This is a genomic window from Acidicapsa borealis (assembly GCF_059115245.1).
Genome location: NZ_JCACNY010000001.1, coordinates 654106 through 677619 on the forward strand (window position 1 = coordinate 654106; position 23514 = coordinate 677619).

Annotated in this window: 22 protein-coding genes and 2 tRNA genes; 16 read left to right on the forward strand and 8 right to left on the reverse strand. The window is 59.9% G+C overall.

The features are described from left to right. Positions 1-27: 27 nt before the first annotated feature. Positions 28-984, reverse strand: coding sequence for a universal stress protein (locus AC5S27_RS02685; RefSeq protein WP_493933040.1), 957 nt, complete (start codon positions 982-984; stop codon positions 28-30). Between the two features lie 141 nt (positions 985-1125). Here AC5S27_RS02685 and trpB point away from each other — a divergent pair, with 141 nt between their 5' ends. The 5 genes from trpB (at position 1126) to AC5S27_RS02710 (ending at position 5645) form a co-directional block, all read left to right on the forward strand. Beyond that, positions 1126-2352, forward strand: a complete 1227-nt coding sequence (gene trpB, locus AC5S27_RS02690; protein ID WP_493933041.1) for a tryptophan synthase subunit beta — start codon at positions 1126-1128, stop codon at positions 2350-2352. 21 nt (positions 2353-2373) lie between these two features. Next, positions 2374-3222, forward strand: coding sequence for a tryptophan synthase subunit alpha (gene trpA, locus AC5S27_RS02695; protein ID WP_493933042.1), 849 nt, complete (start codon positions 2374-2376; stop codon positions 3220-3222). 132 nt (positions 3223-3354) lie between these two features. Then, entirely contained in the window at positions 3355-3696 is a 342-nt protein-coding gene (locus AC5S27_RS02700; RefSeq protein WP_493933043.1) for a chorismate mutase, read from the forward strand. Beyond that, on the forward strand, positions 3693-4739 hold the full coding sequence (aroF, locus tag AC5S27_RS02705; RefSeq protein ID WP_493933044.1) for a 3-deoxy-7-phosphoheptulonate synthase: 1047 nt from the start codon (positions 3693-3695) through the stop codon (positions 4737-4739). Before AC5S27_RS02700 ends, aroF begins: the two co-directional genes overlap by 4 nt. Positions 4740-4754: 15 nt before the next feature. Beyond that, complete coding sequence (locus tag AC5S27_RS02710) at positions 4755-5645, forward strand: prephenate dehydrogenase (RefSeq protein ID WP_493933045.1); 891 nt, start codon at positions 4755-4757, stop codon at positions 5643-5645. A gap of 6 nt (positions 5646-5651) precedes the next feature. Here AC5S27_RS02710 and AC5S27_RS02715 read toward each other — a convergent pair whose 3' ends face one another. The 3 genes from AC5S27_RS02715 to AC5S27_RS02725 form a co-directional block, all read right to left on the reverse strand. Further along, complete coding sequence (locus AC5S27_RS02715) at positions 5652-5954, reverse strand: hypothetical protein (protein ID WP_493933046.1); 303 nt, start codon at positions 5952-5954, stop codon at positions 5652-5654. A 23-nt stretch (positions 5955-5977) separates the two neighbouring features. Further along, positions 5978-6571 carry a c-type cytochrome gene (locus AC5S27_RS02720; RefSeq protein WP_493933047.1) on the reverse strand — a complete coding sequence of 198 codons (594 nt, stop codon included), beginning with the start codon at positions 6569-6571 and terminating at the stop codon, positions 5978-5980. Positions 6572-6647: 76 nt separating this feature from the next. Then, complete coding sequence (locus AC5S27_RS02725; RefSeq protein WP_493933048.1) at positions 6648-7094, reverse strand: cytochrome c-type biogenesis protein; 447 nt, start codon at positions 7092-7094, stop codon at positions 6648-6650. 934 nt (positions 7095-8028) lie between these two features. Between AC5S27_RS02725 and AC5S27_RS02730 the strand changes: the two genes are divergently transcribed. Continuing rightward, positions 8029-9375, forward strand: a complete 1347-nt coding sequence (locus AC5S27_RS02730) for a Gfo/Idh/MocA family protein (RefSeq protein WP_493933049.1) — start codon at positions 8029-8031, stop codon at positions 9373-9375. A gap of 22 nt (positions 9376-9397) precedes the next feature. Here the strand turns inward: AC5S27_RS02730 and AC5S27_RS02735 are convergent, their stop codons facing one another. Both AC5S27_RS02735 and AC5S27_RS02740 read right to left on the reverse strand, forming a co-directional pair. Beyond that, a complete protein-coding gene (locus tag AC5S27_RS02735; RefSeq protein ID WP_493933050.1) occupies positions 9398-10303 on the reverse strand; it encodes a metallophosphoesterase in 906 nt (301 codons plus the stop codon). A gap of 38 nt (positions 10304-10341) precedes the next feature. Further along, the gene (locus tag AC5S27_RS02740) at positions 10342-11532 is read right to left on the reverse strand and encodes an ATP-binding protein (protein WP_493933051.1); all 1191 of its coding nucleotides are present in this window, start codon (positions 11530-11532) and stop codon (positions 10342-10344) included. Positions 11533-11710: 178 nt separating this feature from the next. On the opposite strand from AC5S27_RS02740, the gene AC5S27_RS02745 reads away from it, so the two are divergent. The 9 genes from AC5S27_RS02745 (at position 11711) to AC5S27_RS02785 (ending at position 19464) form a co-directional block, all read left to right on the forward strand. After that, positions 11711-12208 carry a heme-degrading domain-containing protein gene (locus AC5S27_RS02745; RefSeq protein ID WP_493933052.1) on the forward strand — a complete coding sequence of 166 codons (498 nt, stop codon included), beginning with the start codon at positions 11711-11713 and terminating at the stop codon, positions 12206-12208. A gap of 32 nt (positions 12209-12240) precedes the next feature. Next, on the forward strand, positions 12241-13494 hold the full coding sequence (locus AC5S27_RS02750; protein WP_493933053.1) for a multidrug effflux MFS transporter: 1254 nt from the start codon (positions 12241-12243) through the stop codon (positions 13492-13494). Between the two features lie 97 nt (positions 13495-13591). After that, on the forward strand, positions 13592-14287 hold the full coding sequence (locus tag AC5S27_RS02755; protein WP_493933054.1) for a hypothetical protein: 696 nt from the start codon (positions 13592-13594) through the stop codon (positions 14285-14287). A gap of 139 nt (positions 14288-14426) precedes the next feature. Then, positions 14427-14927: a hypothetical protein gene (locus AC5S27_RS02760; RefSeq protein ID WP_493933055.1), complete on the forward strand. Its 501-nt coding sequence runs from the start codon at positions 14427-14429 to the stop codon at positions 14925-14927. 77 nt (positions 14928-15004) lie between these two features. Further along, complete coding sequence (locus AC5S27_RS02765; protein ID WP_493933056.1) at positions 15005-15739, forward strand: ABC transporter ATP-binding protein; 735 nt, start codon at positions 15005-15007, stop codon at positions 15737-15739. A 93-nt stretch (positions 15740-15832) separates the two neighbouring features. Next, positions 15833-15907, forward strand: a tRNA-Gly gene (locus AC5S27_RS02770). A gap of 79 nt (positions 15908-15986) precedes the next feature. Beyond that, a tRNA-Cys gene (locus AC5S27_RS02775) sits at positions 15987-16061 on the forward strand. Positions 16062-16327: 266 nt separating this feature from the next. Beyond that, complete coding sequence (locus tag AC5S27_RS02780; protein ID WP_493933057.1) at positions 16328-17035, forward strand: DUF3142 domain-containing protein; 708 nt, start codon at positions 16328-16330, stop codon at positions 17033-17035. Continuing rightward, on the forward strand, positions 17032-19464 hold the full coding sequence (locus AC5S27_RS02785) for a hypothetical protein (protein ID WP_493933058.1): 2433 nt from the start codon (positions 17032-17034) through the stop codon (positions 19462-19464). Before AC5S27_RS02780 ends, AC5S27_RS02785 begins: the two co-directional genes overlap by 4 nt. A gap of 127 nt (positions 19465-19591) precedes the next feature. Here the strand turns inward: AC5S27_RS02785 and AC5S27_RS02790 are convergent, their stop codons facing one another. Both AC5S27_RS02790 and AC5S27_RS02795 read right to left on the reverse strand, forming a co-directional pair. Beyond that, the gene (locus tag AC5S27_RS02790; protein ID WP_493933059.1) at positions 19592-20584 is read right to left on the reverse strand and encodes a ferritin-like domain-containing protein; all 993 of its coding nucleotides are present in this window, start codon (positions 20582-20584) and stop codon (positions 19592-19594) included. A gap of 14 nt (positions 20585-20598) precedes the next feature. Continuing rightward, on the reverse strand, positions 20599-21600 hold the full coding sequence (locus AC5S27_RS02795; RefSeq protein ID WP_493933060.1) for a ferritin-like domain-containing protein: 1002 nt from the start codon (positions 21598-21600) through the stop codon (positions 20599-20601). Between the two features lie 271 nt (positions 21601-21871). Here AC5S27_RS02795 and AC5S27_RS02800 point away from each other — a divergent pair, with 271 nt between their 5' ends. Continuing rightward, complete coding sequence (locus AC5S27_RS02800; protein ID WP_493933061.1) at positions 21872-23173, forward strand: GlcNAc-transferase family protein; 1302 nt, start codon at positions 21872-21874, stop codon at positions 23171-23173. The last annotated feature ends 341 nt before the right edge of the window (positions 23174-23514 follow it).

Here is a 23514-nt window from a genome sequence, read left to right on the forward strand (position 1 = left end):
AGCACCGTTCGCCTCGCCGGCATTCGCTTAGCCGAGAACGGCTACTTGTTGCGATGGCTCAAACGTACGCCTCTCAGTGACGCGCAGGCCGTGCGGAATGGCACAGACAGGACAATCCACGGCGGTGAGGACTTTGTACGCAGTGGTCTCGGTAAAGGGCCAGGATGACCAATTCTCGTCCACGCCAACAACGATCCAGTCGGCCTTCATGCTTGCCGCCTCCTTGCAAATCTCCTCGACAGGATTCCCGAAGGCGACGCTGAAATGAATCGGTGTCTGCAATTCCTCCGTCTCCGGGATCAGCAGGGCCGCCAGGTTCTCCGCCCAGGAGAGCGTGCACCCAGGGTGAATGCTCCGTTCTGCCTCGGGCCCAGGAATATGCAGCAGGGTCAGTTCAGCATCGTAGGCTTGTGCCAGATCCAGTGCGACCCGAACAGTCGCCCGGTAGTTGCCGGTCAATGAGACGGGATGCAGAATCCTTCGCGGGCTAAGGTGGCTGCCCGCGTTGTGCGAATGTGGGCCGATAGCAAAGACCGGTATCGTCACCGTTCCCAGCAGCTGATTGGCGACCGACCCAAGAATCAGCTGGCCCAGCCGTCCACGGCCGTGCGTGGCCATAATCAGGCGCGTTGCCTGCGTCGATGCAATCGCTTCTTCGATGATCTGCGCCGGAATGCCGTCGTGCGCCATCACGGTGCAGGAAATGCCCTCTTGCAGGATTTCGCAGGCCATGCCAGACAGTGCTTCACGCACGTCTTCTTCAATGCGAACAGAATCGATGTGGGTTATGGCGCCGCCGTCCAGCGCATACGAAGTGAACGGCGCGATGGCATGTACCAGGGTGACGTGCGCACCGGTCGCCCGGGCCTGGGCGATCACGTGCGGAACCAGAAACTGACCATCCGTTAAGTCGGTGGCAACGAGGATGTTTTTGGGTGCAGCGAAGCTGTTGTGGGGAGTCGAATTGGAACGGAAGGTATTCATGGAGCTTCCTCCTGTGACATTGCTACTGTGCGCCTGAGGAAAGGAGTTTGCAGTGACGGCTGTCACTGGTGTTCGGAATCCGCCAATTGCCTTGTACACTAGAGGGTCAACCACACCATTCGGTGTGCAGGAGCACAGGCAATGGCATCGGTAATCCTTCCAGCAGCGCCGTCCGAGACCCGCCCCGGACGCTTTGGTATCTACGGCGGCCGCTACGTGCCAGAGACGCTGATGGCGGCTCTCACCGAGCTTGAACACGCCTACAGCGAAGCCAAAGAAGACGCAGCCTTTAACCTTGAGCTCGAAACGCTGCTCCGCGATTTCGCCGGACGCCCTACGCCGCTCTACTTTGCCAAGCGCCTGACCGAGCAGCTCGGAGGGGCAAAGATTTATCTCAAGCGCGAAGACCTCCTTCACACCGGCGCGCACAAGATCAACAACGCCCTCGGGCAAGGTCTGCTCGCCAAGCGCATGGGCAAGAAGCGCATCATTGCCGAAACCGGCGCAGGCCAGCATGGCGTGGCCACGGCAACCGTCTGTGCGCTGCTCGGCCTGGAGTGCATCGTCTACATGGGCGAGGAGGACATGAAGCGCCAGGAGCTGAACGTCCTGCGCATGCGCCTGCTCGGTACCGAAGTCCGCGGCGTCACCTCCGGTTCCAAAACCCTGAAGGACGCAGTCAACGAAGCTCTCCGCGACTGGGTCACCAACGTCCGCAACACCTACTACATTCTCGGCTCGGCGCTCGGGCCGCATCCGTATCCAACCATGGTGCGCGACTTCAACCGCGTCATCGGCATTGAGATGCGCGAGCAGATCCTCGAAAAAGAGGGCCGCCTGCCCACGGCCATCATTGCCTGCGTCGGCGGCGGTTCGAATGCCATCGGCGCGTTCCATCAGTTCCTCGGCGACCGCAGCGTGCGCCTGATCGGCGTCGAAGCGGGCGGCCGCGGCAAGAAGCTCGGCGACCATGCGGCGCGCTTCGAAGGCGGCCTGCCCGGCGTTCTGCAAGGAACGTATTCCTACGTCCTGCAGGATGACGACGGTCAGGTATCGCTGACGCATTCCGTCTCCGCCGGTCTCGATTACGCCTCCGTCGGCCCGGAACACGCCATGCTCCACGACTGCGGCCGGGCGGAATACGTCTCAGCCGACGACGCCCACACGCTCGAAGCTGTCGTGCGGCTGGCCCGGACCGAAGGCATTCTCCCCGCGCTCGAAAGCGCCCATGCTGTCGCGGAATGCTTAAGGATTGCCCCAGGGATGCCGCAGCATGACATACTGGTAGTCAACCTCTCCGGTCGCGGCGACAAGGATATGGGAATTCTTGCTCGCGAACTGAAGATCGAGGGAGCAAAGGGTCTCTAGCAGACCCGCTATAGCAAGCCGATGGCTATCCAATTCCAGCAACATCCCGGGCTCGTCGTCTACCTCACTGCAGGAGACAATGGCCTGTCATCCCAATCGCCTGCCAACGCGGGCGATACGGTAGACCTGAGCCTGTCGCGTGACATCGCCCTGGCCGCCATCGACGCCGGTGCGGATGTCATCGAGCTGGGAGTGCCCTTCAGCGACCCGCTTGCCGACGGACCTGTGATCCAGCGAGCCAGCGAACGCGCCGTAGCCCGCGGCACACGACTCGTTGATGTTCTCGCGCTGGCGAAAGAGATCCGCCAAGCCCGCCCCGAGGCAGGCCTCGTGATCTTCACGTACCTGAATCCGGTTCTGCGCTTCGGCATGGCAAAATTCGCCGACGCAGCAGCCGCAGCCGGCGTGGACGGCGTCCTGCTCACCGACATGATCGTGGAAGAAGGCGCGGAGTACATCGCCGAGATGGAACGGGTGGGTCTGGCCCCGGTCTTCCTCGCAGCGCCCACCAGTTCGGACGAGCGCCTCGCCGCCATCGCCGAGCACAGCAAAGGTTTTATCTACGCCATCTCCCGCACCGGTGTCACCGGCCAGCAGCAGAATGTCGCCTCGGACGCAGAGGCGCTGGTCAATCGCATCCGCAAGGCCATGCATTGGCGAAAGCTGCCGGTAGCCGTTGGGTTCGGCATCTCCAATGCGGATCATGTGACGCAGGTCGCAGAGTTCGCGGATGCGGCGGTTATCGGCAGCGCGATTGTGGAGCTGATCGAAAAGTCGGCTCCGGGGAAGGCTCCAGAGGCAGTGGCGCGATTTATTCAGGACCTCTTTACCAAGGGTCTGCGCCAGCCGCACTTGGCGCAGGCCCTTTAGGACGGAGAAACCTTCCGTCTGACGAACCCTCGCAGGCGATAGGCCGCCGCACCACTCCGGTCATCGCGTAGTTCGGCTTACCATTTTTCAACTGGCGCGCAGTCAATTCCGCCAGATACAGGATGAGGAATTATGACTTTAGAAGAATTGCGGACACAGATTGATGAGCTCGACCGCCAACTGGTAGCCCTGCTCAGCAAACGTGCTGAGACGGCTCTTGAGGCTGGCAGGCTGAAGGTGGCAACCTCGTTGCCCATCTACGAACCGGCACGCGAAAAGACCATCTACGAAAACATTCGTGCGGTCAACAGCGGACCCCTGCCGGATATCGAACTGACGCATATCTTCGAGCGCATCATCGACGTCATGCGCTCCCTCCAGAAAAATGAGTTGGCCAGCCAGAGGAACGCCCAGGCACTTGCCGCGGGCCATGCAGCAGGCGTGCAGTCGCCCGAGACGGGGAATCACCAATGATCGTAGCAATGCAGGAACACGCAACCGAAGAGCAGATTGACGCCATCATCGAACGGATGATCGAAGCCAACGTCAATGTTCACAAGACCACCGGGGCAACCCAGACCATCCTCGCCGGTGTCGGCCCCACTGCCTCCATCGACATTGAGGAGTACAAGCTGCTTCCCGGCGTGCTGAGCGTTCACCGCATCAGTTCGCCCTATAAACTGGCCGGGCGCGCCTTCCGCCCCGAAGGCACCATCGTCGAGTTCAACCACGGAGTGCGCGTCGGCGGCGATGAGATTCCAATCATGGCCGGCCCCTGCTCCATCGAGAGCAAGGAGCAGATCTTCCTCGTCGCCAAGCAGGTCAAGGAAGCAGGCGCGACCTTCCTCCGCGGCGGAGCCTACAAGCCTCGCAGCTCGCCGTACGCCTTCCAGGGCATGGGCATCCCCGGCCTCAAACTCATGCGCGAAGCAGCCGACGAGTACGGCCTGCTGGCCATCAGCGAAGTCATGGAGATTTCTCAGATCGAGCCCATGCTGCCCTACGTCGATTGCTTCCAGGTCGGCGCGCGCAACATGCAGAACTTCAACCTGCTCCGCGAACTCGGCAAGATCCGCAAGCCCATCTTGCTCAAGCGGGGCATCTCGGCAACGATTGAAGAGTGGCTGCTCTCGAGCGAGTACATCCTCGCCGGCGGCAACTACGACCTGATCCTCTGCGAGCGCGGTATTCGCACCTACGAGACCTACACCCGCAACACGATGGACATCTCGGCCATCCCGGTCATCAAGAAGCTCTCGCACCTGCCGATCATCGGCGACCCGTCGCACGGCACCGGCCGTCGCGATATGGTGCCTGCGCTGGCGCGGGCTGCGGTTGCGGCTGGCGCCGACGGCATCATCGTCGAAGTTCACCCCAACCCGGACAAGGCAGTTTCGGACGGCGCGCAGACGCTCTTCCCGGATCAGTTCACCAAGCTGGTCGGCGAGCTTAAGCTGATCGCGCAGGCTGTCGATCGCAGCGTCTACACTGGAGTTCCCGCCACTGCCACCGCCTGACTTGCTTCGGAGAAGATGATCGAAAGCGTCCTCATTCTGGGAACAGGCCTGCTCGGAACATCGACAGGCCTTGCCCTGCGCGCAGCCGGCTTCTCCGGCACGATTACCGGCTGGGATAAGGACCCGAAGCAGTCCGCAACGGCGCTGCAAATGGGCGCGATTGACTCTGTTGCGTCTGAACCACTGGTCGAAGCGAAGAGTAGCCAGCTGGTCCTGCTCGCAACGCCGGTTTACGCCATCCTCGACTGGATGGAGCAGCTTAGCGGCGTCCTCGGGGAGTGCCACCTGGTCACGGACGTAGGCAGCACCAAGGCCATGATTACAGCGGCAGGCAACCGCCTCTTCAACCAGCCCGGCAAGGCAGGATTTCTTCCCGGCCATCCCATGGCAGGCAAGGAAGTCGGCGGCGCCGCCGACGCCGACGGCAAGCTTTTCCAGAACGCCGTCTGGATCTTCACCACTGAACTCACACCGGATGAAAGCGCCGACCCGGCCATCTCTGCGGAAGCCGCAGTCCTCGCGAAGAGCTGGCGCGAATGGGCCGCCGCGTTTGGTTGTCGCACGCTGGAACTCGACGCAGCCCGCCACGATGAGCTGGTCGCCTGGGTGAGCCACCTGCCACAGTTCCTCTCCACCGCCCTCACCGCGCTGCTCGAAACCGAACTCGGCGATGCCCCCGAGCTAAGAGACGTAGGCGGCCGCGCCCTCCGCGAAATGACTAGGCTTGGCTCCAGCCCCTACAGCATGTGGCGCGACGTAGCCTACACAAACACCGAAGCCATCGCAGCCTCCATCCACGCCCTCGAGCAGCGCCTCGCCCACCTCCGCGAAAACCTCCGCACCCCCGAACTCCGCAACGAATTCGAACTCGCCAACAAGTTCCGCAAGAACGAATCGGGCAAATGAGCGCGACTACTTCGTCGGATGTACGAGCTTCACTTCGTGCGCCGTTTCTTTCCCTTCCATTTTCATGGCGTGGATGACAACTCGATCTCCGACCCGCAGATCCTTAGCCTTGCCAGGCTTGTCGTCAACCAGATATTCGGTGGTTGGAGTTAAGACGACATCGGTTGTCTTGCCATCCTTTTCCACGCTGACGATCTGGCCGGCGATCTTGGTAACTTTGCCCAGGATGTGGTCCATGTTGCCATGGGCAAGAGCGGTGATGCTGGTCGACAACAGACTGAGAATCGTGATACGGGAGATACGGTTCATTCGCGCGTTCCTTTCGATTGCGGTTAAGGTTTGGTTCCGTGCAGGAACTCGTCTTCATCCTGCTCTTCTTTGAGTTCACTGGGAGAAATCGGATTGGCTTTGCGCATAGCCAGATCCTCTTCAGGGGTGAGCGATGGCAGATGGCGCAGGAAGAGAACCAGCTTCCATGTGGAGGGATCATCGGTCCGCGGAGTGCCAAATGCAGGCATGCCGCTCATGCGTATCCCATTCTGAATGATCGAGTAGAGCTCTCCGTCGGACTTACTCTGCGTAGCCCACAGACGCATGTCGGGAGGAGCTGGATTCATTCCGTCGCCGTACATGGTATGGCCGCTGCCGTTGTTTGCGTGGCACGCTGCGCAGTGGTCTGCGAAATGCTCCTCGGCCTCTTGTAAAGCAGCGTGTGAAGGCGCAATTGGGTTGACCAGCGAACGCTGAGCCGCAGATGTGGAAGCATACAGTGCATAAGCAGCCAGGGCGGCCTCCGCGTGGCCGGGCTTGTCGCGTGCCGAAAAGCCGTTATGCATGAGCCAAGCCGCGTAAGCCAACACCACGATGACTGCGGAGAGCATACCGGCGAAGCAGCTCTTCCAGGAAAACCATGTTGATTGCGGCATATTCGACCTCCGTCGCGGACGCGTCTATGGTGTCGTACCGTATGGGGTACAGCTTGAGGGTCGAGGGTGACTTGTGTCAGTCTCCGAGTTCTGCCCGAATCCTTGCCTGAATGGCTTGCCATTCGGTGCTAGGCAACGTTGCCCGGGAAACCATGGATGTCTGGGCAGCGGGCCGATGAAATTTCACAAGGATGAAGCCGAGCAGTGCCCCTGATACAAGAAAGACGGCAAGCGGTACGCCGAAGGCGATTTGTCCATCGAGGCCATCCGGCACTGCCAGAATGGCTTCTCCGTAGATGGCTTTGTAGTGGCGGAGGATAGCTTGCTCTGTTTGTCCATCGAGGACGAGTGCAGTGACCTCTTGGCGCATCTGCGCTGCAACATCACTCATATGATCGCGAATGGTTTGCGTGTAGCAGCATGGGGCCATCAGCATTCCTTCGAGCCGGCTGATTTCCAGGGCTTGGTTCGATGTCGGGGAGACAACGCTGAGAGTGAGTATGAGACCGATAGCAAGGCGCATAGGTGTGTCCTTCTGGTCGAACGACCGTAGGTCCGTTCTTTTGCCGGCCACCGTCCTGCGTGTCTATGAAGTCCGACGGCAACCTACCGACGGCCCGCTAACTCCCTGATGGGATCGGGTAGGCCCGATCAGCTTGGGTGGAAAGGGCAATCGGTTAGCGGGGTTGGAGCACGAATTCCAGAGAGGTGTAATCGGGTGGGCCACGCTTTTGCCGGGCTCGATCCAGAGAGAGCCTGTAAAACGCCATGGTTTGAGGATGAATCGAAGGGACACGGATCGAGCGTGAAAAGGAAACCGCACATGACCGCGTAGCGGCATGAAGCGTGATGCCTGCGGCAGCGATGCCTTTCGGGTAGAACGGGCAGTTCCTGGGCATCGCCGCGACTTGAAAGGTCCCGCTCGAAGCTGACTTCAAGGATGCATCCATCATGATGCAATGGTGCTTGCCGTGGCTTCGGCAGCATGCAGGAAGCGCTGCCTCTTGAGCGGATCGCGAGAAGGCCAACAGCGGGACCCCGGTAAACAAGCCGATCATCCCGAGGATGAGGACTGCTGTGAGTCGCCGCATGTCGGAAGAGTAAACGAGGTTGCCCGAAGTAAGCAATTGCAGCAGCACCGACATCGACGTTCGAAGGACCTAGTGTTCAGGTACGCCGCAAGATGACACAGGGATGTACCGCGGGCAATGAAAGCTGAACGGCTCAGGAACATTGCGCCGCAGCACCGTTTGGCGAGTTCTGCTCAGCAGTTCGACCACTCTTCCCGGCGCGTGAGATTATTCTTGGCGACGAGGAACTGGAGCTGGAACGACGCACTGCGTCTTCGATGCTTTTGCAGGCCCTCGAACCGTTAGCCATCTTCGCAGGGGGAATACGCAACCATGGAATCGTCATTGAACTCGTCCGGGCCAGCCTCGGAGTCACGCCGCGAATTCATGAAAACCACGGGCAAACTGGCCGCAGCTTTGGTGTTGGCCAACGTGTCCATTCCCGGCGCCTACGCTGCCGGCAGCGATGAGATCCAGATCGCCCTGGTCGGTTGCGGTGGGCGCGGCGGCGGCGCGGCGGCCAACGCTCTTTCCGTCAAGCGCGGCCCCATCAAGCTGGTGGCCATGGCCGACATCTTCCCCGATCGTCTCCAGAAGGACCTCACCAATTTGCAGGCCAAGTTTGCCAGCCAGATGGACGTGCCCAGGGACCGCCAGTTCCTCGGCTTCGACGCGTATCAGAAAGCCATGGACTGCCTGAAGCCGGGCGACATCGTCATTCTTGCCACGCCGCCGGCCTTTCGCTGGGTGCATTTCTCCTATGCGATCCAGAAGGGTCTGAACGTCTTCATGGAGAAGCCGCTTACGCAGGACGGACCCACCAGTAAGCGCATGCTCAAGCTGGGGCAGGAAGCCCAGGCCAAGAATCTGAAAGTCGGCGTAGGCCTCATGTCACGCCACAACCGCGCGATGCAGGAACTGGCCAAGCGTGTCCACGATGGCGAGATTGGCGAGATCATTCTGCAACGCGGCTACCGGATGCACGGGCCCGGCGGATACTTCAGCTCGCTTCCAAAACCGGCCGGGATTACCGACCTCCTCTACCAGATCCAGCGCTTCCATAGCTTCATCTGGGCCAGCGGCGGCTGCTTCAACGACTTCTACATCCACATCATCGATCAGCAAGGCTGGATGAAGAACCAGTGGCCCGTAAAGGCGCAGGCGCTGGGCGGCCGCCATTACCGCACCAGTCCTGAAGGGATAACGTATGTGGATCAGAACTTCGACACATACTCGGTGGAATATACGTATGCCGACGGCACCAAGTTCTTCTTCGATGGGCGCACCATCGCCGGCTGCGAAGAGATCTATTCCAGCTACCTGCACGGCACCAAAGGGTCCGGCATCTCCTCGAAACATGGCGATTGCGGGCAGCCATCAAGCCTGTATGCAAGCCAGGACGTAAGTGCCAAACAGCTTTGGGAATCCAAGGTCAAGCCCGACGAGCAGGACCCCTATCAGAATGAATGGAATGATCTGGTGGACGCCATTCGCGACGATAAGCCGTACAACGAGGTGCAGCGCGGGGTAGAAGCGAGCCTCGTCTGCAACATGGGCCGCATGGCCGCGCACACCGGGCGCGAAGTGACCTATGACCAGTTGCTCAACAGCGACTTCGAAATGTCGCCGAACACCGACAAGTTCACCATGGATTCCGCAGCGCCACTGGTTGCGGATGCCAACGGCCGCTATCCAGTGCCGCAACCGGGAATCGTGACCTCGCGCGAATACTGAGCCCAACGATCGAGATAGCCGCTTACGCGCGCCGTATCGTAAAGACCGTAATCTCCGGCGGGCAATCGAAGCGGAACGGCACACCCACCGTTCCGATCCCGCGATTGACATACAGCTGCATGCCGCCGGGCCGGTCGGAGTTCGCCCCGAATCGGAACCACCCCTCGACATACTTCTTCCCCAACCCAGGCAGCGTAAGCGGCCCGACAAACGGCACCCGCACCTGCCCGCCATGCGTATGTCCGCTCAGCATCAGCGAAACCGCCCGCCCCGCCCCATCCGCCATCAGCGTATCCGCATAATCCGGTGCATGGCACATCAGCACAACCGGCTCATTCGGAATGTTCCGAATCGATACCGGAATCGCCTCATCTGGATCAGGCGCGCCGTTCAAAGGATCATCCAGCCCACACAGCCACATGCGCCCGCCACCGCGCTCAATCGGGAGATAGTCGTTATTCAGCACGGTGATTCCATGCGCCATTAACGCCTCAGTCACTTCGTCCGAACCTACCGCCACATCATGGTTGCCGAGAATCGCATAATGCTCGCGGCAGTTGAGTCCGCTCAGAATCTCCGCGCACTGCCAGGCTGCGCCAATCGCGTATTTTGGCGAGCCCGGCCACTCGCTCACAAAGTCGCCCGTGAGCAAGACCATATCCGGATTCAGCGCATTGATCTTGTCCACGACATGGCGGATATAGATTGGCTCGGAATAAGCATCCAGGTGAATGTCGCTCAGCTGCACCACGCGCATGCCCTCGAATGCCTCCGGCAGCCCACTCAAGCGCACATCTGTCTGCGTAATCCCAAACCAGTGGCGCTCGACTTCGCCGGCATAAAGAGCGAGTGCAGCAGCTCCCCCGCAACCCAGCAGCAGGTGCCGCCTGCTGATGCGGAAGTTTTTCAGCGATTCAAGTGAAGCCATGCACTCATCGTATCCGGCCAACGCGAAACCGCAAAAAATCAGCCCAGCAGAGCGACAGGCGTGATCCGCAGGAACTCCTCAAACGGAATTCCGCCCGTCCCAACCAGCAGCTTCTTTGCCGGCCCAAACCCCTTCTCAAATGCCGCCATGCCGGGTAGGGAAGTCCGCCGGTTCCCAGCCTTCACCTCCAACGCCAGCACCTTGTCGCCCCGCCGCAGCACGAAGTCAACTTCCTTTGAAACCTCGCGCCAGTAGAAAAGCTCGTAATCGCCCATCTGCGCGCCGTTGGCCAGATGGGCGCCGATCGCCGACTCAGCAATACGCCCCCATCGCTCCGGATCGCGCCGCGCTTCAAGGAACGAGGTCGCTGACTGTGCCGTCATCAGGGCATTGTTCAGCACCTGGAACTTCGGACTCGACCCGCGCTGCCGAACCACTTCGCCGGAAAACTTCGGCAGCCCGCAAAGCATCCCCGCCCCGCTGAACAAGTCGAGATAGTGCGCCAGCGTCGTCGTATTGCCTGCGTCCTGCAACTGCCCAAGCATCTTCTGATAACTCAGAATCTGGCTCGAATAGATGCAGCCAAGCCGGAAGAGCTGGCGCAGCAGCGCCGGCTTGTCCACGCGGTTCATCAGCAGGATATCCCGCGACACGGTCGTCTCAATCAGCGAGTCCAGCAGGTAACGCCGCCAGCGGTCTTCATCCCCGATCAAGCTCGCCGCCCCCGGATAGCCTCCAAAATAGATGTACTGGTCCACCGTCAGCCCAAATGCTTCGTGCATCTCCGTAAAGCTCCAGTGCCCGATGCGCATAATCTCGAACCGCCCGGCCAGACTTTCCGATAACCCCTGCTGCACCAGCAGAGGCGACGAGCCAAGCAGCACCACCCGCAGATCGAGCCCATCGACCGTGTCTCGATCCCACAGCAGCTTCACCGTCTCCGACCAGTTCTGAATCTTCTGCACCTCGTCCAGCACCAGCAGCCAGCGTCCCGCCTCGCGGCAACGAAAACGCGCCGCCTCCCACTGCTGCTCGATCCAGACGCCATCCTCAGATGACGCCCCATCGGCAGTCGCATAGGTCGAGGTTTCCCCAAACGCTGCCATCATCTGCCGCGCCAGCGTCGTCTTTCCCACCTGCCGGGCTCCTGCTAAAACCTGCAAAAACTGCCGTGGCTCAGCCATCCTCTGGATAATTCCGTCAAGTACTGTACGTCTGTAAGTGCCCATATATAAGCATTATACGCACTTTTTGTAAAATTACTCAATACAATGAGTAATTTTACTCAATAAAGACACTAAATTTACTCAATGGTCTGATCTTCTCTTTATCGGCGTGCCACTTTCAGCCAGGATGCTACAGTGAAACCACCGGAATGCACCTGAAGCCTTCCTCCGAGCACCCATCATGTCCATCCCCGAAGACCTAGCCCGCATTGCCTTGCAGGAGCAGACGCTCCAGTACGCCGTCTTCGATGAAGAAGCAGCGTGGAAGCTCGGCAGCCGCCTCCACACACTGGCGACCGATCGCGTCCTTGGCGTAGTCATCGACATCCGCCGCCCCGGCAACCACCCGCTCTTCTACGCAGCCCTCGCCGGCACTTCGCCCGACAACGCCGAATGGGTGCGCCGCAAGAGCAACGTCACCCTGCGCCTGCACCGCAGCTCCTACGCGGTCGGCCTTGAAACAGAAGCCAAGCACTCCACGCTCCTCGACCGCTACGCCATGCCCATCAGCGACTACGCAGGCCACGGCGGCTGCTTTCCCATCCGCGTCACGGGGACCGGCGTTGTGGCCGCAGTCACCGTCTCTGGCCTGCCGCAGCGAGCCGATCATGAACTCGCCGTCGAAGCACTCTGCGCCGAACTCGCCCACAATTACCAAACACTCCGCCTCCCGGCATAACATCACGGCATTTCAAGCGAAGGCCCCCAAGGATGCCCAAAGCGCACCCGAATACCCAGTCAGGCTCCGTCCACCCGCATAGCCCGCGGCTGATCCTTCTCCTGCTCGGCGCTCTCTGCGTCGTCACACCATTTGCGGTGGATATGTACCTACCCGCGTTCGCCACCATCGGGCGGGAGTTCGGCCACAGCACGTCGCAAATCTCGTTCTCACTCTCGACATACTTCATCGGCTTCGCCATGGGGCAGATGCTCTACGGCCCGCTACTCGACCGCTTCGGACGCAAGCGCCCGCTCTACGTGGGCCTCGCCGCCTACGTGCTCTGCTCGATCGGCTGCGCTCTCGCTCCTGACCTGCGCAGCCTCGTCGCGATGAGGTTTCTGGAAGCACTCGGCGGATGCGTCGCGCAGGTCGGAGCCATCGCCATGGTGCGCGACTTCTTTCCCGTAAAAGAGAGCGCAAGAGTTTTCTCGCTCCTCTTCCTCATGATCGGCACATCACCGCTGCTGGCGCCAACCATCGGCAGCGCGATCGTCGCGGGTCTCGGCTGGCGATGGATCTTCGGCGTGCTCGCCACCATGGCCTTCTGCATCCTGATGCTGGTCTGGCTCCTGCTCCCCGAAGGCCATCAGCCGGACCATTCCGTGATCCTGCGCCCCGGCCCCATCATCGCCGGCTTCTGGAGCATCTTTCGCAACCCGCAGTTCCTTGCTTACACCTTCGCGGGAGCCTTCTCTTTCGCTGGCTTACTGGGCTTCGTCTCCGGCTCGCCCATCCTGTTCATGGATGGCTTTCACATCAGCTCCAGCACCTTCGGTATCGTCTTCGCCGTGCTTGTGCTCGGATTCATCGGCGGCAATCAGGCCAACGTCATCCTGCTCCGCCACTACACCAGCCAGCAACTCTTTCAATGGGCGCTGGTTGCGCAAACCGCAATAGGCGCGATGCTATTCGCCGGAACGCTGGCCAACGCGCTCGGCATGTACTCGATGATGGCGCTGTTCTTCGCTTTCCTCTCCTGCATCGGCCTCACCTACCCCAATGGCGCAGCCCTCGCCCTCGCGCCTTTTCATCGCGACGCCGGCCGCGCGTCTGCACTTCTGGGATTCCTCCAGACCGGCACCGGCGCGGCCATTTCGATGGCCATTGGCCTGCTCGGCGTCAAGGCTGTGATCTCGCTGCTCTCCGGCACCGCCGCCACGGCGTTGATCATGCTGCTGGCCAGCAAACCATTCCTCGGCAAGCCAATCGAGGCGGATGCGACAGACGCAATCGTCATCCACTAATCCCCTGAAATTTGAGGCGTTTCGACACCTCTTTCCGCACTCTCTGGTGAATGCTTCTCCAACATCGAGAAGCCAAAGATTCACCAGGAGAACTTCCATGGGCGCCAGGTTCAAAGCAATCCCACTCTTCGCCAAGTTGTTCGTCGCCTTTCTGATCGTGGTCACCGTCTACCAGTTCAGTCATGCAATCGGAGCGTCTCATCGGCGCACGGGCTCATCCTCCCTGCCCCGCTTCGATCGCCAGGGCAGCGAGGACGTTGCGTCGGACACCGCAGAGCAGCGTGTTGAGGCCAATGCCAACCAGGCGCTAGCCCAGTTCAAAGCCCAGCAACAGCAGCTCATGTCCCGCGTATACCAGTGCGAGGCCGAGATGAATCAGGCCACGCAGCAGATGGCCCAGGCCGCCATCAACGGCCAGATGATGAACAACCGCCCCCAATGCGAGCAGTACATGCCGCAGTGGACCGCGCAGGAAGCCTACCTCGAAACGGAAATCTATCGCATCCAGACCGGCGACCACCGCTCCTCCGTCCGCGAAATCACCGGCATCACCGGCCCTACTCCCGACCGCCCGGGCACATCGTCCGACGGCGGCACCGACGCGGTCGACAACTGGGACCGCCAGGCCATCCGCGGCAACTCACTGTATGTTGACGAAAGCGGCCAGCAGCACGAACTGCCCACGCGCAATTACTACTTCCGCGACCGGGCCAGCGGACAGATCATCGGCAGCGACTCGCCGAATCCGCCAAACGACGGCCGTGATTACGAAGTCTTCACCGGCCAGCAATAGCGGCCAGAAAACCAATTCGTATCGAGCCATGCAAGAGTGATGCATATCGCACACGCTGCCGGTAGCGTGGCCCGTATGATTTCGAGCAGCAGAGGAAGGTTATTTCGTTGCCGCAAGCCTTGCCTCAAAGGAAAACTGCATGAAATCTCCGGCCCGTATTGTTGTTCTTGTACTAGGTCTCTCGATCGCCCCGGTTACCTCGTTCTCGCAATCGGAAGCAGACAAGGATGCGACCGAAATTCAGCAATATACGCTGACCATGGATAAGGTCACGCGTTTCGCTGAAGTTTTTGGAGACTTGGCAAAACTAGCCAAGGACAACCCGCAGCTCACCGCAATCATGGAGAGCAGTGCTGATGGGCATGAGTCTATCGCCGGGATTGAAAAGCGCATCTCTACCGAGCCTCCAATCATCACTGCAATCACAGAACACGGCTTCACCACGCACGAGTTCGTCGTTCTCGAGGTCACGATCTTCCAGGCCGCCATGGCCGCTGCAGCGAAACAACAGGGCGCGGACTCCCCCAAGCTCGTCGTTGAAGGACATGTGAATCCTGCCAACGTCGCCTTCATGGAGCAGCATAAAGCGGAGTTCGAAGAACTGCAGAAGAAGTACGGCGCCGCTCAGGACAGCAACTAGGCGCAAAGATACGGCAGTTCTTGACGAGGCTCAGACTGACCATCCGTCGAAGGGCACGAACAACGGAGCCATTTACAATGGAACTCGTGCAGACTGAACAGCAACCGCCCATTATCAGCGCCGAGAACCTCACCAAGGTCTACCGCTCCGGCCGTATCGAAGTACCAGCAGTCCGTGGCGTTTCCTTCGCCGTCCCGCGCGGCCAATTCGTCGCCATCGTGGGACCCTCGGGCTCAGGAAAATCGACGCTTTTCTATCTGCTGGGTGGTCTCACCCATGCCAGCTCAGGCCGAGTTGTCATCGATGGCATCGACTTTGGTTCCCTCAGTGACGCGGAACGCACCCGGCTGCGAAAGCAGCGTATCGGCTTCGTCTTCCAGCGCTTCAACCTGCTGCCGACGCTCACCGCCATGGGTAACATCGAAATCGCCCATACGATCAGCGGCCAGAAGGGGCCACTCGACAAGGTGTACCTCGATCACCTCAGCGATCTGCTCAGCATCAAGGGCCGCCTCGATCACCGTCCGTCAGAACTCTCCGGCGGAGAACAGCAGCGCGTCGCCATCGCCCGCGCGTTGATCACCCGCCCCGCCATCGTCCTCGCCGACGAACCCACCGGCAACCTCGACACAAAGAATTCCGACGCCGTGCTAGCCATGCTCCGCCGATCCAACAAGGAGCTCGGCCAGACCGTCCTGATGATCACCCATAATCTCGAAGCAGCAGCCATCGCCGACCGCATCCTCCAGGTCCGCGACGGCCAGGTTGTAGCCGACACCATGAACACCCCGGCCGCCGCCGTCTCTGTCTAAGTCGTTCCCAAACTGCTCTCTGTCAGCTGTTCTCTGATCTCTGTCAGCCGTTTGACCAACCCCACCCCACCCGATATACTTGAAAAGTAACAAGCGGGAGTAGCTCAGTGGTAGAGCATCGCCTTGCCAAGGCGAGGGTCGCGAGTTCAAATCTCGTCTCCCGCTCCATTCCGCCCTCCGGCGCCAGCCGGGCAGGCTACGGCAGGAATGGATAGTAACAAACCCCTCTGAAAATCAGCCTTGCCAGGGCGCGGTACCCAAGTGGTAAGGGAGAGGTCTGCAAAACCTTTATGCGTCGGTTCGATCCCGACCCGCGCCTCCAATTCCTTCAAATTTCAGTCTTGCTTAAGGTCCTTTCGGCCACTCGTCGCGTCTCCATGGCGAGGATGGTTCAGAGTCTGCGTCCGCACCCTTGACCTGCGTTCCGATTTGCCCCATTGTGGAGCTGACTCTACGCCCATGCTCCCGCAGCAACCCCGGTCCTTTCCACGGCTAAGCCAAATCACCCTCCTGGTGATGATGGCCGCTCTGTGCGTCTCTCTCAGCTCCGATGCAGCTCTGCTCCCATCGCGTCTGCCGCCGAGGCGCATGGCGCATTTGCCACATCGCACGCTCTGGGCCTGGGAACGCCCCGAAGATCTGCGCTCGACAGATCCCGCCACCACCGCAATCGCATGGCTCGACCAGACGATTCTCATTGGCTCACAAATCCACGTCGTCCCACGCCGCCAGCCCATTCTGTATCCAGCTGCAGCCACAAAGATCGCAGTCGTCCGCATCGAAGTCGCTGCCGGAACCCGTCTCGATGCAGACTCGCTGTCAAGCCAACAACGGCAGGCCTTCGACACAACGGCATCTAGTGTTGTCGCCCAACTGCTGCGCTCAGCCGACCGCCCGGGCATCGCCGCCCTGCAGGTGGACTTCGACGCCACCCGCTCCCAACGCGGCTTCTACAAGCGCGTCCTGCGCGAGCTACGCACGCAGATGCCCGCCGACCTGCCGCTCTCGATCACCGCGCTCGCCTCCTGGTGCAGCTACGACGACTGGATCGCCCGCCTCCCAATCGATGAGGCAGTCCCAATGTTCTTCCGGATGGAGCCGGACCGCCGCCGCGCTCCCGCCGATCTCGACGCCTTCCGCATCCGCGAACCACTCTGCCAGAGCAGCATCGGCCTCTCCACGCGCGAACGCTGGCCGTCCGACCGTGCAGCCCTCACCGGCAAACGCATCTACATATTCCCCGACCGCGGCTGGCGCAACGACTTCAACCTCTTAGCCGACAGGAACCTACCATGAAGCCGAAATCCCTCCGTATCGCCGTCACTTTCGCCGCACTCACCGCGATGCCGTTCTTCCTCGCGCAAGCATGCGGCCCGGATTTCGGCTTCGATGTTTTCGTGCGTAAGCTGCGCCCGGACCAGCCAGAGAAGTTCGCACAGGGTCAACTAGGTCTACTCCTGCCAACCTATCCACGCAAAGACCTCATCGTAGCCTACCGCTACCTCAACGGCGGCAAATTGACCACCGCTGAACGGCAAGCCTACGAGCCGACCTACTCCTATTCCGACCCAGAAGGGGATGCTCAGTTAGAAGGCAAGAGCGGAGAGGCAAAGTCGGACGACGCCGCTGGTGATCCCTTCCAGGACTGGACCACCAGGCGCAACAGCTTCTCCTCACTGGTTGCTAATCCCAACGTGCCAGAGAAGCCGGAGCCTGGTCACTACGAGCCATACATAGACCCATATGCAAACTGCCTCGCCGATGCCTACATCACTGCCACAAACACCCTTCTTGCTCGCGCGAAGACCTGGGGTGAGAAAAGCCCTGAGCTTGCCGAGTGGCTGCGCGCTCAAGACATCGTGTTTGCCTACTGCAATGGCAATCCACACGCCGTCCCTGCCCGCCCATCTGCAACCTTCCCGGTTCTGCTTCGTGCGGACCGCGCATATCAGATTGCCGCCGCCTTTTTCTATGCGAAGAAATACGACGATGCCGTCACTGAATTCACTGCCGTCAGCCAGGACGTCAACTCTCCCTGGCGCTCCATCGCACCCTTTTTGGCAGCACGATCCTTGGTTCGAAAGGCTTTCAGCGCGCCCCAATCAAACGATCAGGGAGATGTAGCTTCCTTCGACCCCTCTGTCATGAAGCAGGCCGCGGATATGCTCACGGCGCAGCTCAAGGAAAATAAGCCAGGAGCGCCCAGGCAGGCTATCCTCAACGAGCTGAACCTAGTCCGCCTGCGTATCGACGCCCCAGCCCGGCTTCGCGAGATCGCGACCGCACTCTCCGGCCCGAAACCCGACCCGGACTATAGCCAGAACCTCATCGACCTCACCTGGTACCTCGACTCCCACCTTGACGAGCTGCCGTTGCGCGAAGATACCAGCGACTTCAATTTCCCCGCAGCAAAGGGCGCCAACGGCTTGCCTAACCTGACTGCCGAACAGCGCGCCGCCGGCTTCAGTACCACCTACAAACAATTCAGCGAAATCCGGGCCGTTCCCCTCATCGACTGGCTTCTCACCTTCCAGTCGCCCGCGGAAGAAGCTTCCGCACACGCTCTTTCCCAGTGGCGAAAGACACACGAGAGTTACTGGCTGCTGGCCGCCATCGCCAAGGCCAAAGCGACCGGCCCCGCTGCTGAAGACTTGATCCATGCAGCGGCGACGCTCAAGCCCGGCACCCCAGCCCTGGAGTCCTTCACCTACCATCGTCTGCGCCTGCAGATCGCGCAGGGCCAAGCTGCCGAAGCCCGCGCTGAACTCGACCATCTACTCCCCACCCTGCGCGCCTCTGGCCGCGACTCAGCAGCCAACGCCTACCTCGGCCTGCGCATGTACGCCGCCAGCGATCTGAACGACCTGCTCACCTACGCCCCGCACAAGCTGCTTCTGCGTGACTCGCAAGCCGCCAGCGCCGTCGGCGAGTGTCTCGAAGTGATGAAAGACCCGAAGCGCAAATACGACTGCAGGGATGACAAGAGTCCCGACCAGTTCAGCCAGGACGCAGCCGTCTTCTTCAACACGCAGGCACCGTTGAGCATGCTGGTCGAATCCGCCACTTCAGCTCTTCTCCCTGAGCGTCTGCGCCAGTCCGTAGCCATGATGGCCTGGACGCGCGCCGTGCTCTTGCATGACGACGCAGCCGCAGCAAAGCTCTTTCCGCTGCTGCCCGCCAAGCTCCAGGAACAAGCAGGCCCCGGAACCGGCTTCCGCCCGCTGGTGACACTGGTGCGCAACCCCGGCCTACGTCCATTCCTCGACGAAGGCATCCAGCGCTCTTACTCCTATGACTTTGTCGAGAGCTATCGCGACAACTGGTGGTGTGCCAACTGGCAGGGCGGCGAGTACACGCCAGCCATCAGCAACCAACCGGGCATGATGCCCGGCGAAAAGGCCGCGTTTCTCACCGCCACCCAGCGCGCCGAAGCGGCAAAGCAAATCGACGCTCTCAACCGTCAGGAAAATGCCAACCTGTACCTCGGCGAACAGGTACTCGCGTATGCAAAAGACCACGCAGATGATCCCGACGTAGCCGAGTCCCTCTACCTTGTCCTCAGGATGATCCGCTACGCATGCGACTCCTACAGCTACGACGACTCAGCCGCTGGCAAGGCGCACAACGCCCGCGTCGATGCCCTGCGCAAGGGCGCTGCCCGGCTCCTCCGCCAGCGCTACACTAGCTCGCCATGGACAAAGAAGGCCGGACCGATTGCGGGGTAGGGAATTGAAGTTCCAAAGCAAAAACCGTCCCATCCAAAGATGGGACGCTATTGCAGAGAGAGCGCATGCAAAATTCCTAAGCAGGTAATTCATGCATGCGCTCTCATCGCTTCAAGAACAAGCGTGACTAACTGAACAGTCCATTGAGACCATCCGGATAGAACACGCCTTTGTACTTCACTCCGCTCGCCAGCGTAGTCGGGTTGCCGGTAACGATCTTGAGAACCTGCGTCGTGGAGCGGCTGTAGGTCTTCGAGTAGTTGGGCGAACCCGTCTGAGCATCGACGATCGTCGATGCGCCATTGGTCGTGTTCGCAGGCTCGACCGAGACCGTCTGGAAGCCCACACCGATGTCATCGACTGTGGTGCTCCCATCCAGCGCCATACGCGTTGCGGAAACCTTCTGCGTATAACCCTGCAGTCCGAGCGATCCGGTCGGGTCAAGCCCGAAGATCGAAGTGCGAACCAGGCCAGCATGGTAAGCCTCAACAGCAAGGATGCCCGCTGCCGCGCCCAGATACGCCGGCGTGGTGATCAGAGGAGCCGCGCCACTGTAGGCAGTCACACCGACATCCTCAAAGATATAAGCGCCAATGAGGAACGTGGCATCGCTTGCAAATGGATCGAAGGAGCTTGCGATCCCGGCCGCGCTCGCCAGCGTGTTGAAGCTGGTGTACAGGTCGAGATTCGGTTGAGCTACCGCTGAAGAGCCAAGCGCCGTACGCAGGAAGGTCACGTGATTGCGTTCTTCCATAGCTGTTTCCGTCGCGTAGGCTTGAATGGCGGGAATAGTCCATGGCACCAGGCAGCTTGCCGGACCACCTGACTTAGTAACGACCGATCCGCCGCCGGTTGTGGCCGTGCCCGCGCCAATACCAATGCCGACTTGGTCGATTGTTTTGCCTGCGGTAGCAAGCGTGTAGAACTGCGCCTCGAGGTACTCAAGATTGAGTGCGAAGTTCAGAATGTCAGCATCGGTGTACGCGGGCGCTGATTGCGCGCTCGCAGCCTTCACGCCTGCAAATGCCAGACCGGCAATTGCTGCGCCGCCAAGGGCGAGCATCTTGCGGCGACTGCTTACGATGACTTCGTCCAGTTGCTGTGTTTCAGAGGTTGCCATGAGATTCTCCTTCCTTAGCTGTTGGTTGTCTTGATGTTGCCGTTCATTCCATTCGGGTAGAACCCACCCTTGGACACACCCGCGGCGCCGCCAGTCGCGTAAACGATATGTAGCACTTGGTCGACAGAGCGTGCGTAAGCGATCGAGTTCGCATCAGCGGCCACGATCGTGCTTGCCGGTGTGTACTTGGTCGGATCAAATGGAAGCGAATAAGCGGGAAGCGGCGTCAGCTGAGTTTCGTTTCCGCCACCCAGAGTTGCGCGAAGGTCGCTGATCTTGTTCGCGTAATCGATGTAGGTGTTGGTCGGTGTAACGGACGTCGAGGTCTTCGTTGCCGTTGCGACTGAGTCGGCTATCAGTAGTGTGCGAATCTCCCCAGCATGATAGGCCTCAACAGCCAGGATCGACGCCGCAGCAGCAAGGAGGCCCTTGTCCGTGAGCAATCCCGCAGCGCCATGATAAGCAGTCACGCCCACATCCTCAAACACAAACGCGCCAACCAGGAAAGCCTCATAGCTGGCAAAAGGATTGAAAGCCGAACCAATGCCAGCCGCCGAAGCAGCCGCATTGAAGCTGTTGACAAGATCGATCATTGGCTCTGCCACAGCTGAAGTTCCAAGCGCCGAACGAAGGAAGCGGACATGGTCCAGCTCGTTCTGCGCAATCTCGTAAATGTAGTTCTTTTGAACCGTGGTCAAGTTGGGAACCAGCGTCGTCGACGGCGCGACAACCATGCTCGAGCTGCTGCCGGTATCGGTCGCCGACAGCCCCGCGCCCGTTGCGGCACGCAGGTAAAACTCAGCTTCCAGATACTCAAGGTTGAGTGCGAAGTTGAGATAGTCGGCATCCGTATACGCAGTAGGAGACGGAGTTGTTGTAGGAGTCGGCGTTGGCGTAGGTGTCGAACTACTTCCACATCCCGCCATCACCGTCACTGCCGCGGTGGCTCCGGTGCCGACGAGAAAATTTCGTCGCGTGAGGGCCTTGTCAATCAGGCCTACCAGTTTGCTGTTCACGAATTACCTCTTTTCTGGAACGTGCGGAGTCGTACGCGACAATTGCGTATATCGCGGTAGTCATTCTTGCTTGTGTGGGACAAAGACAACGTCAAGGTAACGCGCAAGAGTGCACGCCGGATTGGTGGCAGAACGAATATGTTTGATTCATTCATCTTGTTCTGATCAACATGGACGAAACCAACGGTTTCCCGCTCTTGGTATATTTGCTGGTCTGTCCTGGTGACCTGGCACATAAACGGCTGATAACCTGAGGCAACGGTGCTAACGGTTGACTGCAGAAAACCTCATCTTCGTATCAATCGCGTCCTATCGTGATCCGCAACTCATGCCGACGCTGCTCGACTGTCTTGCGAAGGCGAGTCACCCACAGCAACTCCGCTTCGGGATCTGTTGGCAGCACGGCAAAGACGAATCTCCATCAACCCTCTTCGACGATCCACGCTTCCGCATCCTCGATGTCCATTGGCGTGACAGCAGAGGCGCCTGCTGGGCACGCGCTGAAACCATGAAGCTATGGCAGGGCGAAGAGTGGTTCCTTCAGATCGATTCTCACTGCCGCTTCGCACCAGGGTGGGACGAGACCCTGCTACGCATGATGGCTGAAACCGATAGCCCAAAGCCAATCCTCAGCACCTACGCCACCGCTTTCACACCCGGCGAAAGGGAGATACTGCAAGGGCCGCCTTTACAGATGCTGTTTCAGGCATTCACCAAAGAAGGCATCCCGCAACTTCGCCCCAGCAACATTCCATATGTGCGCATCGGCAAAGCACCGCTGCGCGCCCGCTTCCTCGCCGCCGGATTTCTCTTCGCCCCAGGCAGCTTTGTGCGAGAAGTCCCATACGACCCCGAGCTCTACTTCATGGGTGAAGAGTCCGCCATGACCGTCCGTGCCTACACCCACGGCTACGATCTCTTCCACCCCTCTGAAACCGTCCTCTGGCACGACTACATCCGTGCTGACGCGAAGAAGCACTGGGGCGACCATACCGAAGCTACGCTCGTCACAAAACACTGGAGCGAACTCGACGAAAAGAGCCGCGACAAAGTTCGTCGCCTCCTCCTCGGTGAGCATGTCGAGAGCTTCGGGCTCGGCTCAGCGCGTTCCCTCGAGCAGTACGAAGCTTACGCCGGACTATCGTTCAAACACGGGAAAGCCCAGCTCGATACCGTTCGCGGCCACGAGCCACCCAACCCCGCTGCGCACGAGGATTGGCAGCAGGACATCTATCCCTTCATCGCACGCATAGGCTTCCATCGCACACAACTTCCCGAAGGATCGTTGGTCGACCCCAATCTCTGGAACATAACGATCTTCGATGACGAAGGCTTCGAAATTTGCAGGAGAGACTTCACCCCAAACGAGCTGGCACCGCTCCGGGGGGAAGGAGACACCCTCGCTCTGGTCTGCGAGTTTCATTCTGAGACCGTCCCAGCACGCTGGATCATCTGGCCCATGAGCCGCAGCAGAGGGTGGCTACAGAAATTCAGCGGCAACTTCGCCGAGAGCGACTTCGCCATTCTCCGCGAAGAGGACAATCCGGAAGCTACTGATCTACCCCTGGGCTGACTGGATGTGTCAGGTCATCGTGACCGGGCGCTGAAGCGAATGGCTTCGCAAGCGCGTCTCAACAAAGACGTCGCGGCTGGATTTGCTCAAAATCACCTTCATCACACGGGTGTGGTCTAAGGCCTCACGCTCGTGCGATGCGTCGCTCAGGGTAGGAATGGCAATAAGGTGATATTCAGAAAAACGGTCGTAACTGGCGGACAGGTATCGATGTTGCCTCGTTGCAGTCAGGGCGCGGTTGGTGAATTTCTACGCCAATCGATAGACTGGTCCTGAACTTTTCCGGACGGAGATCCCGAACTAGATTTCCAAACGAGACTTCCTGTTGAACGGCTCCTTCG

What these genes read in the sequence shown, in the direction of transcription:
- AC5S27_RS02685 (WP_493933040.1), bottom strand. Translation starts at nt 984, where the DNA reads ATGAATACCTTCCGTTCCAATTCGACTCCCCACAACAGCTTCGCTGCA.
- trpB (WP_493933041.1), top strand. Translation starts at nt 1,126, where the DNA reads ATGGCATCGGTAATCCTTCCAGCAGCGCCGTCCGAGACCCGCCCCGGA.
- trpA (WP_493933042.1), top strand. Translation starts at nt 2,374, where the DNA reads ATGGCTATCCAATTCCAGCAACATCCCGGGCTCGTCGTCTACCTCACT.
- AC5S27_RS02700 (WP_493933043.1), top strand. Translation starts at nt 3,355, where the DNA reads ATGACTTTAGAAGAATTGCGGACACAGATTGATGAGCTCGACCGCCAA.
- aroF (WP_493933044.1), top strand. Translation starts at nt 3,693, where the DNA reads ATGATCGTAGCAATGCAGGAACACGCAACCGAAGAGCAGATTGACGCC.
- AC5S27_RS02710 (WP_493933045.1), top strand. Translation starts at nt 4,755, where the DNA reads ATGATCGAAAGCGTCCTCATTCTGGGAACAGGCCTGCTCGGAACATCG.
- AC5S27_RS02715 (WP_493933046.1), bottom strand. Translation starts at nt 5,954, where the DNA reads ATGAACCGTATCTCCCGTATCACGATTCTCAGTCTGTTGTCGACCAGC.
- AC5S27_RS02720 (WP_493933047.1), bottom strand. Translation starts at nt 6,571, where the DNA reads ATGCCGCAATCAACATGGTTTTCCTGGAAGAGCTGCTTCGCCGGTATG.
- AC5S27_RS02725 (WP_493933048.1), bottom strand. Translation starts at nt 7,094, where the DNA reads ATGCGCCTTGCTATCGGTCTCATACTCACTCTCAGCGTTGTCTCCCCG.
- AC5S27_RS02730 (WP_493933049.1), top strand. Translation starts at nt 8,029, where the DNA reads ATGAAAACCACGGGCAAACTGGCCGCAGCTTTGGTGTTGGCCAACGTG.
- AC5S27_RS02735 (WP_493933050.1), bottom strand. Translation starts at nt 10,303, where the DNA reads ATGGCTTCACTTGAATCGCTGAAAAACTTCCGCATCAGCAGGCGGCAC.
- AC5S27_RS02740 (WP_493933051.1), bottom strand. Translation starts at nt 11,532, where the DNA reads ATGGGCACTTACAGACGTACAGTACTTGACGGAATTATCCAGAGGATG.
- AC5S27_RS02745 (WP_493933052.1), top strand. Translation starts at nt 11,711, where the DNA reads ATGTCCATCCCCGAAGACCTAGCCCGCATTGCCTTGCAGGAGCAGACG.
- AC5S27_RS02750 (WP_493933053.1), top strand. Translation starts at nt 12,241, where the DNA reads ATGCCCAAAGCGCACCCGAATACCCAGTCAGGCTCCGTCCACCCGCAT.
- AC5S27_RS02755 (WP_493933054.1), top strand. Translation starts at nt 13,592, where the DNA reads ATGGGCGCCAGGTTCAAAGCAATCCCACTCTTCGCCAAGTTGTTCGTC.
- AC5S27_RS02760 (WP_493933055.1), top strand. Translation starts at nt 14,427, where the DNA reads ATGAAATCTCCGGCCCGTATTGTTGTTCTTGTACTAGGTCTCTCGATC.
- AC5S27_RS02765 (WP_493933056.1), top strand. Translation starts at nt 15,005, where the DNA reads ATGGAACTCGTGCAGACTGAACAGCAACCGCCCATTATCAGCGCCGAG.
- AC5S27_RS02780 (WP_493933057.1), top strand. Translation starts at nt 16,328, where the DNA reads ATGGCGCATTTGCCACATCGCACGCTCTGGGCCTGGGAACGCCCCGAA.
- AC5S27_RS02785 (WP_493933058.1), top strand. Translation starts at nt 17,032, where the DNA reads ATGAAGCCGAAATCCCTCCGTATCGCCGTCACTTTCGCCGCACTCACC.
- AC5S27_RS02790 (WP_493933059.1), bottom strand. Translation starts at nt 20,584, where the DNA reads ATGGCAACCTCTGAAACACAGCAACTGGACGAAGTCATCGTAAGCAGT.